At 60.9% G+C, this 13,181-nt stretch carries 16 protein-coding genes; 6 read left to right on the top strand and 10 right to left on the bottom strand.

Going from position 1 to position 13,181, the window contains the following annotated elements; genetic code table 11:
- Positions 1-5 precede the first annotated feature (5 nt).
- Both ET524_RS02305 and ET524_RS02300 read right to left on the bottom strand, forming a co-directional pair.
- Entirely contained in the window at positions 6-638 is a 633-nt protein-coding gene (locus ET524_RS02305) for a sensor histidine kinase (RefSeq protein ID WP_129423151.1), read from the bottom strand.
- 370 nt (positions 639-1,008) lie between these two features.
- Positions 1,009-1,161, bottom strand: a complete 153-nt coding sequence (locus ET524_RS02300; protein ID WP_129423150.1) for a hydrogenase/urease maturation nickel metallochaperone HypA — start codon at positions 1,159-1,161, stop codon at positions 1,009-1,011.
- A 211-nt stretch (positions 1,162-1,372) separates the two neighbouring features.
- Between ET524_RS02300 and ET524_RS02295 the strand changes: the two genes are divergently transcribed.
- Positions 1,373-1,639, top strand: coding sequence for a hypothetical protein (locus ET524_RS02295; protein WP_201738616.1), 267 nt, complete (start codon positions 1,373-1,375; stop codon positions 1,637-1,639).
- Between the two features lie 206 nt (positions 1,640-1,845).
- The gene (locus ET524_RS02290) at positions 1,846-3,024 is read left to right on the top strand and encodes an MFS transporter (protein ID WP_129423149.1); all 1,179 of its coding nucleotides are present in this window, start codon (positions 1,846-1,848) and stop codon (positions 3,022-3,024) included.
- Between the two features lie 95 nt (positions 3,025-3,119).
- On the opposite strand, the gene hypB is transcribed toward ET524_RS02290, so the two are convergent.
- Positions 3,120-3,800, bottom strand: a complete 681-nt coding sequence (hypB, locus tag ET524_RS02285; RefSeq protein WP_129423148.1) for a hydrogenase nickel incorporation protein HypB — start codon at positions 3,798-3,800, stop codon at positions 3,120-3,122.
- 182 nt (positions 3,801-3,982) lie between these two features.
- Here hypB and ET524_RS02280 point away from each other — a divergent pair, with 182 nt between their 5' ends.
- On the top strand, positions 3,983-4,462 hold the full coding sequence (locus tag ET524_RS02280; RefSeq protein WP_129423147.1) for a pyridoxamine 5'-phosphate oxidase family protein: 480 nt from the start codon (positions 3,983-3,985) through the stop codon (positions 4,460-4,462).
- Between the two features lie 207 nt (positions 4,463-4,669).
- On the opposite strand, the gene ET524_RS02275 is transcribed toward ET524_RS02280, so the two are convergent.
- From ET524_RS02275 to ET524_RS12030, 4 genes are all read right to left on the bottom strand, one after another.
- Positions 4,670-6,019, bottom strand: coding sequence for an MATE family efflux transporter (locus ET524_RS02275; protein ID WP_201738615.1), 1,350 nt, complete (start codon positions 6,017-6,019; stop codon positions 4,670-4,672).
- A 3-nt stretch (positions 6,020-6,022) separates the two neighbouring features.
- Positions 6,023-6,460, bottom strand: coding sequence for a MarR family winged helix-turn-helix transcriptional regulator (locus ET524_RS11685; protein ID WP_201738614.1), 438 nt, complete (start codon positions 6,458-6,460; stop codon positions 6,023-6,025).
- Positions 6,461-7,337: 877 nt separating this feature from the next.
- Positions 7,338-8,243, bottom strand: coding sequence for an AEC family transporter (locus tag ET524_RS02265; protein WP_129423146.1), 906 nt, complete (start codon positions 8,241-8,243; stop codon positions 7,338-7,340).
- 650 nt (positions 8,244-8,893) lie between these two features.
- Entirely contained in the window at positions 8,894-9,019 is a 126-nt protein-coding gene (locus ET524_RS12030) for a hypothetical protein (protein WP_269089542.1), read from the bottom strand.
- A gap of 156 nt (positions 9,020-9,175) precedes the next feature.
- Between ET524_RS12030 and ET524_RS02255 the strand changes: the two genes are divergently transcribed.
- From ET524_RS02255 to ET524_RS02245, 3 genes are read left to right on the top strand one after another with little or no spacing between them, the layout of a single operon-like run.
- Positions 9,176-9,829 carry a TetR/AcrR family transcriptional regulator gene (locus ET524_RS02255; protein WP_129423144.1) on the top strand — a complete coding sequence of 218 codons (654 nt, stop codon included), beginning with the start codon at positions 9,176-9,178 and terminating at the stop codon, positions 9,827-9,829.
- A gap of 49 nt (positions 9,830-9,878) precedes the next feature.
- A complete protein-coding gene (locus ET524_RS02250; RefSeq protein WP_129423143.1) occupies positions 9,879-10,160 on the top strand; it encodes a hypothetical protein in 282 nt (93 codons plus the stop codon).
- Between the two features lie 54 nt (positions 10,161-10,214).
- Entirely contained in the window at positions 10,215-10,658 is a 444-nt protein-coding gene (locus ET524_RS02245; protein WP_129423142.1) for a radical SAM protein, read from the top strand.
- 457 nt (positions 10,659-11,115) lie between these two features.
- Here ET524_RS02245 and ET524_RS02240 read toward each other — a convergent pair whose 3' ends face one another.
- From ET524_RS02240 to ET524_RS02230, 3 genes are all read right to left on the bottom strand, one after another.
- On the bottom strand, positions 11,116-11,844 hold the full coding sequence (locus ET524_RS02240) for a GyrI-like domain-containing protein (RefSeq protein WP_456242895.1): 729 nt from the start codon (positions 11,842-11,844) through the stop codon (positions 11,116-11,118).
- 112 nt (positions 11,845-11,956) lie between these two features.
- Positions 11,957-12,211, bottom strand: a complete 255-nt coding sequence (locus ET524_RS12145; RefSeq protein WP_129423140.1) for an EFR1 family ferrodoxin — start codon at positions 12,209-12,211, stop codon at positions 11,957-11,959.
- An 84-nt stretch (positions 12,212-12,295) separates the two neighbouring features.
- A complete protein-coding gene (locus ET524_RS02230; RefSeq protein WP_129423139.1) occupies positions 12,296-12,883 on the bottom strand; it encodes a TetR/AcrR family transcriptional regulator in 588 nt (195 codons plus the stop codon).
- Positions 12,884-13,181: the final 298 nt, after the last annotated feature.

Below are 13,181 nucleotides of genomic sequence, written 5' to 3'. Positions count from 1 at the left end.
ACGCCTTAAGCAGCGTGCGACCGTCGGGATAGATGGTGCAGCTGGCGCAGGCGCATGGCATCGCCGATGAAGTGCTCGTGGGTAAGCTCGTGCACGCGGATGGTGAACGTTTGGCTGCGGCTTTCGGCCTGCGAGCGGATGATGCTGTCGATCTGCGCAACCTGGTCGGCCAGGCTGATGGGCTCGCGGCCAAGCGTGACTTCGCTCGACTCGGTTTTGCTCATGTCAAGCACGTCGTTGATAAGGCTGAGCAGGTGCTGGCTGGACGTTTGGATCTTGTGCAGGTACGCGTCCATCTTCTCGGGGTCGTCCTTGTCGTGCTCCATCAACTTCGTCAGGCCCACGATGGCGTTCATGGGCGCGCGGATGTCGTGCAACATGTTTGCCAGAAACTCGCTTTTCGACTTGTTCACCGCGTCCGCCTTGGCCTTTGCGGCTTCAACCTCGTGCATGGATTTGGCCTGCAGGCGGCGCCGCTCCGTTTCGAACTGGGCTTTCTGCGCGGAAACCTGCGCGCGGTACGCGCTGCACACCAGCGCGGCCACCAGCGCCAGCAGCGCCGCGCCCAGCGTGAGCGTGGCGCGCGTGACCGTTGCCTGGTAGCCCAGAAGCGCGTTGTTCGTGATGGATTTGCCCACGATGCACACCAGCGAACCGGTGCACTATTCGTCACGACCTGCGCAGACTTCGGGCGGCGGAATTGCATGGGGGCATGCGGGTGACCCGTGCGTTTGAGCAAGAAATCGAACTTTCCGGGCCTTGTGACATCGCTCGGGGCTCGGAAAGCTCAGTTTCTTACCCAAACGAGCCGTTTGCGGGGGAAATGGGCGGGATCGAGCGACGGAAAGTTCGATTTCTTGCCCAAAATCGGCTCGAAAAGGTATGGGCATTCGGAAAGTTCGAAATCGTGTCAGCTTCGACTGGCTGAAGGGGCAGCGCTAGAAAGGGACGGGGCGAAGGAGCGACGCTGAGGGTTAGGGCGGAAGAGGCGAGGGGCGGACGGCGCCGTTAGCGCTTGTTGTAGCGGTAGGCGATCCAGGGGCGGGAGGCGGCTAGCTCGCCGACCACCAGCGTTACCGACACCACTTCGCGCGCGTTGTTTTCCTTCGCGTACTTCAGCGCGACGTCCATGACGTTCGAAAGGATAGACATCTCGTGCATTGAAACCCCTTTAAGCTCCCCTGCCTCTTGCGGGCCCTAGCTCCCCAAGGCAAGGGCCAGCGAAATGCTGGCCCTTAGTGTAGCGCGTCAGGCTAGTCGATCATGCCCGTTGCGCGGCGAACCATTGGGCGTCGAAGAACTCGTTGCGCGGCATGTCCGTGCACCACAGCGTCTCCTGCGGCGTGTAGAACTCCTTGAGCATGGCCATCTCGTGGCCGCCCTCGACGGCGACTACGAGATTTTCACCGAGGTGGACTTCGAGGAAGGCAACAAGTTCGACGAGTACTTTGAGGAGTGGGAGGTCATCGGCAAGAAGTACTGGGGGTACGCCCTGTACACCGCCGCCCACGAGGCGCTGCCGCAGAATCTGGCGCCGGGCCTGATCATGGCCGGCGACGTGAACGGCCTGGGCATGGAGCCCGCCGCCATCTCCGGCATCTACGCCGCGAACAAGATCCTCGGCAAGACGGTAGACTAGCGCGTCCGCGTTTAACTGCCGAGCCTCCAAGCGCCCGCTGGCATTGCGCCCGCGGGCGTTTTTGCGTTTGCGGGTGGCGAAGGGGCGCGGGTGTTGCGCGTCGGCGCTATAGGAACGATAATAATAAGTTTTCAAGGTTGCGTGCGCTGCGACGGCGCGCGTTGCGCTGGCGTGCTGCCGGCGCGTTGAGTAGGGAAGATGGGTTCATGAGCAAAAACGCTTCTCGTTTGCCGAATAAGTTGCCGTTCGTCCTGATGGGCGGGCATATTTGCGTTGACGCCTGCCAGGGCGGCCTGGCGTCGGTGCTGCCGTTTCTGGTGATCCAGTCCGGCTTTTCGTACACGGAAATCACGGCGCTGGTGCTGGCGTCGAACAGCGCGTCGGCCATCATCCAGCCGCTGTTCGGGTGGCTGGGCGACAAGAAGGCGCGGCCGTGGCTGATGGCGGTGGGCGTGGCGCTGGCGGGCATCGGCCTGGCGCTGGTGGGCGTGCTGCAGTCGTATTGGCTGGTGGTTGCGGCGGCCATGATCTCGGGCATCGGCAACGCCATGCTGCACCCCGAAGGCGCGCGCCTGGCGAACCTTACCGGCGGTGACGACAAAGCGGTCAGCATGTCGGTGTTTTCCGTGGGCGGGCAGATCGGCTTTTGTCTGGGGCCGGTGATCAGCGTGGCGGCCATCACGGCGTTCGGCCTTGCCGGCACGCTGGTTTACCTGGTCATTTGCATTCCGTACGCCTTGGTGCTGCTGGCGCTGACCCCGAAGTTCCGCACGTTCGGCGTGCGCGCGGCGGCGCAGGCGGCCGCCGGCGTGCGCGACCGTTGGGGCGCGTTTTCCGTGGTGCTCGGCGCGCTTTCGGTGCGCTCCATCGTGTTCTACGGCGTTACCAGCTTCTTCCCGCTGTACCTGGTGGCCACGTTCGGCGCGTCCGAAGACGCCGCGTCGCTGCTGATCACGGTGTTTTCCGTTTGCGGTGCGTTTGCCACGGCGGCGTCGGGCATGGTTTCGCACCGTATTCCCACGCCGCGGCTGATGGTGGGTTGCTTCGCGCTGATGGCGTTGGCGCTTGTTGCGTTCGTGACCTCGGGAAACGTGTGGCTGTGCGTGGTGGCGGTCATGGTGCTGGCGCCGTGCGTGAACCTGTTCAACCCGCCGGCCGTGGCGTTGGGGCAGTCGTATCTGCCGGCGCACCTGGGCATGGCCTCGGGACTTTCGTTCGGCGTGGCCGTGGCCGTCGGCGGCATCGCCTCGCCGCTTTTGGGCGTGCTGGGCGACGGCGTTGGCCTGGTGCCCGTCATTTGGATTCTGGTGGCGTGCGCAGCCGCTGGCCTGGTGTTTTCCCTGGGCGTGCTTGCCAATGAGTCCCGCTTCCGCCGCCTGAAGTAGCGCGAAGCGACATTTCGCCATCAACAAGAAAGCCTCCGAACGCGTTTGCTGCGTTCGGAGGCTTCTGCGATTCAACGGGTCTTTTGCGCCAAGCGCTATGCCTGCACTTTTGCGGCGCGCTGGGCTTGCATCCAGTCGGCCAGGGCGGCGATGCCCTTGTTGTGTTTGGCGTCCGTCTCGAAAATCTCCAGGTTGGGGTTGAGCATGCGCGCGTGCTCTTTTAGGCGGTCCATGTCGAAGTCCTCGTTCAGTGGCAGGTAGTCGCACTTCGTGACCACCAGCGCGTCGACGGCGGCGAACATGGGCGGGTACTTCATCACCTTGTCCCAGCCCTCGGGCACCGACAGCAGCATGATGCGCGTGTGCGCTCCCGTGTCGAAGTCGGCGGGGCACACCAGGTTGCCGATGTTTTCCAGGAAGAGGTAGTCGAAGCGGTCGCCCTCGAAGGCCTTGAACGCGGCCTCGACCATGCGCATTTCCACGTGGCACACGCCGCGCGTGTTCAGCTCCACCGACGCCACGCCGGCTTCTTTGATCTTCAGCGCGTCGACGTCGGATTCCAGGTCGGCCTCGATGACGCCCAGCTCGCCGGCGGCCCGGGCGCGCAGCTCGCGGATGAGCGCGAGCAAAAGCGTGGTCTTGCCGGCGCCGGGGCTTGCCATGACGTCGACGAAGAACGTGCCTTCGGCGGCACGCTCGGCGCGGAATGCGTCGGCGGCCTCGTCGTTTGCGGCTAGGATGTTCTGTTTCACTTCTATGATGCGGGTGTGTTCCATGATGTCTCCTTCGCGGCGCGCACAGGCGCGCGGGTTTCTTCGTTGTCCCATGATAGCCCGGCGGTCGGGCGCTCGCAATCACGGCGGGACGTTTCAACAATTGTGTCGCAAACGCCGGCGTCGGCGGGGTGGCGCAGCGTTTGCTACAATCGGCGAAAACGTAAACGGTTTAAGGAGCTCCCATGTTCCGACCTCTCAGGAAGAAAAGCAACGCCGCCGACGACGCGGCGGCGCGCGAGCTTTTGGCGCGCGAGCGGCGCGGCGTGCTGGCGGTTGCCGGCGACGACGGCTACCCGTACGCCGTGCCCGTCAACTACTTCTACGACGCCGAGGCCGGCAAAATCTACCTGCACGGCTCGAAGCGCGGGCACAAGGTGGATGCCATTGGCCGCAACGACAAGGTGTGCTTCACCGTGTATGGCAACGAGTACGTTGACCAGGCCGAACCCTGGGCTCCGTACATGCAAAGCGCCGTGGTGTTCGGGCGCTGCAAGTTGATCGACGACGCCGCGCGGGCCGCCGAGCACGTGCGCCGCTTCGCGCTGAAGTATTACCCCAGCGCCGAAGCCGTCGACGAAGAACTGGCCCATTCCCTCAAGGCAACCTGCCTGTACGAGATCACCATCGAGCACCTAACCGGCAAGCAAGTGCAGGAAAAGTAGGGAAGGCCCTGCGTGCGGAAGGGCGTGTGGTTTGCTCTCTTGAGCGAAAAAATGAGCCGGCTTCATGGGACGAAGTCGGCTCATTTGGCCACTGGCTTGTTTTTGCGAAGAGTCAGGACGTTGCGCTCGGGGAAAAGCGGACGTGGTTGCGAAGAAGGGCCATTCGTCGCTTTCGGTCGTTCGGGCGGAGTGGGCCCGTCCGTTGAGCTACTTGCGTTTCTTCCGCGCGCCGTCTAGGCGGAACGGTTTCAGGTAGCAGGTCATGGCGGCGGTGAGTACCAGGGCTACGGCTTCGGCTACCAGGATGGACAGCCAGATGCCGTCGGCGCCAAGCACCAGCGGCACCAGCAGCACGGCGCCGATTTCGCAGATGAACGTGCGCACGAACGAGATAAGCGCGCTGACGTGGCCGTTTCCCACGGCGGTGAACAGCGACGAGCCGTACACGTTGAAGCCCATCACCAGCAGCGCGAACGAGTACAGCAGCGCCGCGTGCACCGTCAGCTCAAGCAGCCCGGCGTCGTAGCCCACGAACAGCGTGGCAAGCGGCGTGACAAGCACCCGCGTCAGCGCGAACATGCCCACGCCGGCCACACCGACGATGAGCAGGCTTTTCCGGAACAAGCTGGCCATCTCTTCGCCGTTGCGCGCGCCCAGGTGGTAGCTCATCAGCGGCGCGCAGCCCGTGCAGTACCCTAAAAACACCGCCGCGAACAAGAAGCCCGCGTACATGATGACGCCGTAGGCCGCCACGCCCGGCTCGCCCAGGTAGGCCAGCAGCTGGATGTTGTACACCATGGCCACCACCGACGACGCGATGTTCGACACCATCTCCGACGAGCCGTTCCAGCACGCGCGCCCGAGCGTGCGCCAATCGAAGCGCGTGCGCACCAGGCGCAGGTTGCTTGTGTTCTTCCGCATGAAATACACGAGCGGGATAAGCGCGCCGGCCGCCTCGCCGGCCATGGTGCCGATGGCGGCGCCGGCCACGCCCAGCCCCGCGCCCACGATGAGCACCGCGTCGAGCACGATGTTCGCTACGCCGGCCACCACGGTGACGCCGAACGCCATGTCGGGCTTGCCGGCGGTCATCATGAGCTCCTGGAACAGGTACTGCAAAATGGTGAACGGCACGCTCATGACCAGGATGGACCCGTACACGATGCCGTCTTCGAGCATCTGGCCGCTTGCGCCCAGCGCCACCAGCAGCGGGCGCAGCGTCGCCGTGCCCAGGATGGCGAACGCGATGCCGCCGAAGAGCGCGGCGAACACCAGCATGGAGAACCGCTCGTTGGCCAGCTTGCGGTCGCCTGCGCCCAGTGTGTTGGCCACGATGGCGTTGCCGCCTGTTCCCAGCATGAAACCGAGCGAGCCCAGAATGGCGGGGATGGGGTAGGCGAAGTTCACGGCCGCCAGCGCTGTGGCGCCGCACCAGTTCGACACGAAGAACCCGTCGATCATGACGTACAGCGACATGAACACCATCATGCCCACCGACGGCAGCGTGAAGCGCAAAAGCTTGGCGAAGGTGAAGTGCTGGGCCATATTCTGCGCCATGGCTTACACCAGGCCTTTCTCGGCAAGGGCGTTTGCAAGCGCGTTGCGGTACCGCTTGAGGAGGTCAAGCGCTTGCGCAAGTTCGGCAGGAGAGAACGCGTGCATGGCGGCCGTTTCGGCCTCGATGACGGGTCGCACCTTCTCGGCCACCAGCGCGCGGCCGGTGGCGGTAAGGTTGATGGTGGTCGTGCGGCCCGGGCCGGCCGTTTTCTCGAGGATGCCTTGCTCGCACAGCCGTTTGATGGACGAGTTGATGGTTTGCTTGCCCATCCAGCAGCGCTCGCACAGGTCCTTCTGCGAGCATCCGTCGCCGTAGGCCTCAAGCGCGTACAGGATGTCGAACGCGCTGTCGGAAAGCCCCACGTGCACGGCCGCCCGCGTGAATATGCTGTCGATATCTTTTTCCAGGTTGTTAAGGCGCCTCTGCCGCTCCTCGACCATGGTTTGCACCGTCCTTGGTATGATTTCGTACTATAACAGTCCGAAATCATACCAAAACCGCGCATAACGTCAACCCGCAGGCAGTGTGCGTTTCGTGGAGTACCCGATTGCGACAGGTTTTACGCGCCCGGTTACCAAAAAACGCTCATGTATGTGATTTGCGAGCAATGTGCGGACTAGCCATGGAGTTAGCGGTCTTATGACCTGGGAAAACGTCAACACAAAACGGATGCTACCGAGCGCACAGGCATTAAATCACATACATGAGCGATTTTTGATTCAGCAGCCTGCAGCAGGCTTGGTCCCAGCACTGGCGCAAGGGCCAGAATAGGGGCAGTTTGATTTTTCTGCCCGGTTCTATGAGCCCGATTGAGTTTGTACCTCGTTGGTTTGCTCTTAGTTTGCACCAGCACTTCAAGGGCGGGGTGCGGATGGTGTTGGCATCAAGTATTTGGGCGCGCAGGCTCGATTGGGCTTTGTCCTCGGCCGGCTTGCAACTAGTTTGACGCCAGCGTTGCGAAGGAGGGGTGGGGCAAAGCGGTTTTCGGGCGCTCGGTTGCACAAACTCGCTCGAGTTTGGGACTTGCTGAGAAGAGGCGGCGTACTCGTCGATTCGGCAAGAATCTGACCTGGGAAAATGCGAAGCGTGGTCGCTGGCTATCTCGCGGATACGAATTAAGTCCCAAACTCGAGCGAATTTGGGATATCGGCGGTTCGTCGCGCTTTGCGTCAGAGCTGCAAGGGTGGGGCGGTGGCGAGTTCGGGGCTTCGGCGGCTTGTTGCGGACTTAACGCTAGCGCTATGAGGAAGCGTGGGACATGGCTCCACGTCCGGGTCCGCGAATCCGTTTGAATTCGTGGCCTCGGCAGCTCGTTTGCTAGCTCAACACCAGCGCTACCAGGATGGGAATCAAGGCGAACGAGGCGATGGTGCTCAAAATCGTGCCTTTCGCCGTTAGCTTGGCGTCGTGGCCGTACATGCCGGCGAATATGGGCGCAAGCGAGCCGACGGGCATGGCCAGCATCACCACAGCAATCCCCAGGATGATGGTGTCGCTCACGAACGGCGCCAGCGCGTAATGCACGCCAAGCGGCAGCAGGAAATGGCGCAGCGCGATGAACGGGTAGATGCGCCATTCGGTCACCACGTCGGTCAGGCGCGAGTTCGCCACGATCACGCCCACCATCATCATGGCCAGCGGCGCGGTCAGCCTGCCGAGCATGTTCAGCGAGTCTTCCGCGAACCCCGGCAGTTGGATGTGCGCGAACACCAGCACCAGCGCGATGGCCGATGCAACCATCGAGGGGTTCACCACCGAGCGCAACGCGTTGCGCAGCCCGCCGCCTTGCTCCTGGCCGCCGACAAGCAGGCCGAAGCCCGCGCTGTAGAACAAAATGCTGTGGCCCATGATGAACACGCTGGAGAACAGCACCGTTTCGTTGCCGTACAGCGCCGCGATGACGGGGATTCCCAGAAAGCCTAGGTTGGAGCAGATACTCATGAACAGGTATACGGTGCGCTGGGCTTTCGGCGCGCGCAGCACGGTACCGCACAGCACGCCGGCGGCAAGCATGACCAGAAACGCCGCGAAGCCAAGGCCGATCGATAGCGCGATCTGCCCGCCGAGCGCCGACGCGTCAAGCGCGCCGGCCGACGCCACGATCATGCACGGCAACGTGATGTTGTTGATGACCTGGGAAAGTTTGGCTCGTACTCCCTCGTCAAGGTAACCGAGCTTCGTGGCAACAATGCCAACGACCACGACGATAAGCAGAACGGCCATCTACGAAATGGCGGCGGATAGATCGACCACGGGCATCCTTTCGATAGAAGCAAACGAACGCATCCTACACCTTAAAGCTTGCTTCAGGTCAAAAAGAGGCGTGCGGCGATGACGTTGGCGATAGGGAGATGCGCTTGGAATTGCGTTGCGGCTGCATTGTCCGCCTCGCGCTTGGTGTGAGGTTTTGGTTCGTGAAGGTGGTGCCAGGATTCGCTCAAGCGATTCTTAACGCCGCTGTTTTTCGTGATCATCCGTGGCTAGAAATCGGGCTTTCTGTAGATGCTTTCGATCCACGCAACTTTTTGGGTAAGAATCTAGGGTTCCTGTATCGTCGAAGAGGGCAAAACGCTTGATGATGGCAAGAATCCGGTGATGCTGTACCGCTTGGGGGCTTATGGTGATACAGAATCGCCGGATTCTTGCCATGAGAGCCCTTGTTTTTGTCGGCGGCTGCAGAAATGCCGGATTCTTGCCAGGCAGGTGGCGCTTTGGCGCCGCTTCCGCCGGCGCGCATCGGTGGAAGCGGCTTCCTGCTTGCAACGCGCTTACTTCAGCGATTCGCCCAAGGCGCGGGCTTCGGCCAGTTTTGGGTTTGCGGCCATGTCGCCTTTCTCCGTCATGCCGCCGATGGTGATGATGCCCATATCTTCCTAGTTCAGGTACGCGTTCATGGCCTTGTACGCCGCGATGGCCGCATCGTAGACGCCCTTGGCGCCCGAGTTGAGCAGCAGCGCCACCTTCGAGAAATTGAACCCGCAGCCGCCGAAGGCGTACATGCGTCTAGGGCCAGCTTGAGCTGCGCGGAAATGTCGAACCAGTAGATGGGCGCGGCGAACACCACCATGTCGGCGCCGGAAAGCGCGGCGCGCACGCTTTGCTGTATCATGGAGTAGTACTGCATTTGTAGGACAACACGGCGGGGAGGTAGCGGCATGCCGCGTAACGAAGAGCGCGATCGGCGCGAGGCCGAGCAGCGCAAAAGTCAGCTTATCGAAGCCGGGTTCGAGCTGTTTTCCCGCCACGGCATCGAATCCGTCAGCTTAAGCGCTGTTGCCGAGCGTGCGGGCGTCCCCGCATCCACCATGTACAAATACTTCCAGAACAAGGTGAACCTTGCGGTGGCCATCAGCGGCCGCATCTGGAGCGACGTCTGGCAAACCGCCCTGGGCGCCTCGGGCGCGGCTGCGCTGGCCAACACGAGTCCTTGCCAGCTGTTCGAAACGTACGCCGACGTCATCATCTCGCTGTATCGCAGCCGCCCGCAGGTGCTGCGCTACAGCGGCAACTACAAAACGTTCATCCGCCGCGAAAACGTGCCGCAAGACGCGCTTGGCGAACACCTTGACCCCCTCAAGCCCATGGAGCAGCTGTTTGTTGCCAGCTGCCGGGCCGCGGCGGGGACCGGCGCGCTGCGGGCGGACGTTGGCGCGGGCGAGCTGTACTCGTTTGTGGCATTGACCATGCTGACCATGGCTGAGCGCTACGCCCAGGGCATCGTGTGGACGGATGCTCCCGCGGCTGACCACGCCGCTGACCTGGTGCGACTCAAGGGAATGCTTTCTGCTTGGATGAAAGGCGAATGCTGACGCGCGCAGCAGGGCGCTTACGCATAGTCGAACCGAAAGACACGACGAAATGAGCAAGGAGACGGCACGCGAGATCAAGGAGATTCTGGAAGGCGCCGACCCCGCCCAGGTTGCGGAGTTTGCAGGCAAGGCTGCCACGGCGGCTGACGCGCAGGCCATCAAAGAGCTGGCGGCGGGCTACGGCATTCAGCTTGCCGACGACGAAGCGGGCGGCATCTTCGCCGAGATGACGCGTCGCTCTCAGGAGGAAAACTCCATCGACGAGCTGGACAATGTGGCCGGCGGCTGCGACGATCACGACCCGTTCCCGCGCCAGCTGTACTGGTGCTAAACCCCAGGCCACAATACCTATGACGCTCACTCACTCACAAACGTGGTGGCCTTCGTGGGAGACCAGCTTGCGCGCTATGGCATGCGCGGCGTGTGCGTGGTGTGGTTCGGCGGCGAACCCTTGCTGCAGCCGCAGTTCTTCGACATCATGGCAGCGGTGCATGCGCGCGGCATGATCGTGTTCGAAATCAACACGAACGGCCGCTTTCTTACCGCGCAGGTGCTCGCGCGCATAGCGTCGTTCGGGTTCAAGCCGGAGATGAAGATCCCCTTCGATGGCCTGGGCTTTCACGACTGGATGCGCGGCTGCGAGGGCGCCGAGCAAGATGCCCTGTGCGCCATCAAGCTGTGCGTAGACGCGGGTTTTCCCACGCGCGTGCAGATGAACATCAACCGCAAGAACCGCGACAGCATCTTGCCGTCGCTCGCGCTGCTCGATGACATGGGCGTAGGCCGTGTGCGGGTCATTCCCACCACGCCGTCGACGCGGTGGGAATGACCCGCACACGGTCAAAGCATGGAGTGGGGCGAATTCTTCCACAACAACTGGCCTGAACGCTTCGCCCGCGTCTTAGCCCCCTGGAAGTGCCTTAACCAATCCTGACGGGTGGCCGAGGCCGTTTGCCGCCTTTTACGCACGTCTTGCCTCTGACTTCTCGGGCGCTATAATCATGCAAGCTTGCATGATTCAACATTGCATAATCACGAGGTGCATATTGTTTGTCGGTCGCAAATCGAACCTGACAAGAAGACAGGTCGTTTGTCAGGATTTGCACGGCGTTGAAGCACTGGAGTTCGCTTCTGGATCAGTATGCACCCAATGCCGTGGTCCCTTGCGAAAGGTAGCTATAAGGATGCGCTTTTAAGTGCTTGCCTATTTGGGTTCGAGGACAAATAAGTGCAGTTGCCATCAAACATGACTCCAGCGGTGCTGTCGGGATGGCTTTCTCGGGGCACTATTCTGCCGCTCTGATAGGGTGGCGCACAACTGTTTTGAGCTTTTCGGAAGCGCATTTTCGTGGGTCGGACAGGTAGATTTCGTGATGCAAACGGCGCGCGGAAAAATCCGGCACGAATCCCTGCTTTGCGGCGAATTCGTGCATGGCGTCGATGGCTGCCGGCTCGTTATCGTAGGAACCCGTGTGCATGCACTGTACGCATAATCCCTCGTTGACCTTCAGAAACTCCACTGCTGAGAAATCCAGCTTTTTCTTGGCGGTGGCTTCCGCGACGGCCCAATCGAAGACTTCCGGGGTGACGAAATCGGGAAGACGAATGCAGGAGATGAAGCGAAAGCCTTCTTTGTTCGCGTAGTCTATTTCGCCGCTGCCAGGTTCTTGCCACCAGAAGCCTTCGAGCGGAGGTACCACGAAGTCGAAGTACCCATCGATGTTTCGCGTGCCCTTCTTCGACATCTTGATGGTGTAGGCAATTGCGTAGAGCAACGGGATAGCGCTCTGGTATTCGCCACCCTCGGCATTGGGATTGCCCTTGCCGCGCACAGCGACGTAGTTCATAGGCGGAACGGTCACGATGTTCGGCTTGACCGAAGGCCGGTAAAGTTCCTTGCATTCCTTCTTGAAATCGAATGCCATGACGTTCCCTTCTCTTAGCCTTGCATCTTCCGCGATCATCCCGAAAGAAGGCGAATTGTCTTTCGGTGGGTTGATTCCTCGCTCCTGCAATGATACCATAAATACAAACAAATGTACGTGTAATAAAACAACTATGTATTAACAAGGAGGGACGCATCTGACAAGGGGACAGGTCGTTTGTCCCCTTGTCAGGTTTTGGAACTTACGGATGAAGGTATTGTCCGTGGCGTTTGGTGTTCGGACCGCATTGGATGGCGAATGTGGGGCAGCGATGCAGGCATCCGAGGCACATGACGCACCGGTCTTTTACCCAAACGAGATGCTTGTGCTGCATCTCTATCGCGTGAACGGGGCATTTTTTGGCGCACAGGCCGCAGCCGATGCAAGTTTGCTCCACGGACAGGTTGCTGGTGCGGCGCGTTCTGCCGTCGTATATCCGTTTGCCGATCGATTGCATCGGGAATGGAGATAAGCCGCTCGTTCGGCGCGGCCAGCTGCTTCGCCGCGTGCAGCGAATTTCCCGTGGCGCTGAAGTAGAAGATTATTCGCGCGTGCTCGCTTTCTCTAACGTTCCCAGAAGAAAGTCCAGGTATGCCATTGCTTCCTGCTTCGCGATGGACTTGTCCCTGAAACAGGCGGAAAGCACCATTTGAACCGTGTTCCCATAGTGCTGTGCCATAATCTCGGCGGGCACAGGATATTTGCAGGTCAGCTCGCACCCGTTCACCATTGCGGAAATCGTTTTCCTGATGGCTCGGTCTAGCGAAAGCGCCAAAGCGCCGTCGGCGCGGTTGTGCGCAAGCAGTTTGTCTACGGTGCTTCGGTGCTGTTCCAGGTAGTCGTACGCCCTGCCGAACAGCGCCAGCGTTCGATCGCTGTGGTCGATGCTTCGGAACTCGTTAAGTCTCATCTGCGCGCTGATGGATTCCCAGCAATAGTCCATCAGCGCGTAGATGTCCTCGAAGTAGTTGTAGAACGTTGAGCGTGGGTAGCTTGTCTTCGCGCAAAGCTCGGCTACGGTGATGCTTTCAAGCTTCTTTTCCTGCACGAGCTCTAGCAACGCTGTCGAGAAATCGTTGAGCAGGCGTTTTGCGAAGCGCTTGCTTTTGTCGACGTGGTCTAGCTTCATGGCCCTTCCTTTTGCCGGATGCTTGGCGAAATCGATCGTTCGCGCTTGGCGCGAGTGCTTGTGCGGCGATTGGCGCAGGCTGCTCCTTGCGCCGACTGTCAGTCTTGTCGTGGACGCATGTCCATGACTGAATAATGCACCAGTAACGGTCGTATGTGAGTAACCAGACTGTTCGAGAATTCCAGCGGTGGACACGCCTTTGCAATCGTCCATTCAACCGGAATCCGCAACCTGACAAGGGGCAAGTCGTTTGTCAGGTTTTCGCGGGATGACGTGTGAGATAGCGAAGCTCCAAGGA

Source organism: Senegalimassilia faecalis (assembly GCF_004135645.1).
GTDB classification, from domain to species: Bacteria; Actinomycetota; Coriobacteriia; order Coriobacteriales; family Eggerthellaceae; genus Senegalimassilia; species Senegalimassilia faecalis.
The sequence above is the reverse complement of the archived record's forward strand: the minus strand, read 5'-3'. Positions and strand labels throughout refer to the sequence as shown.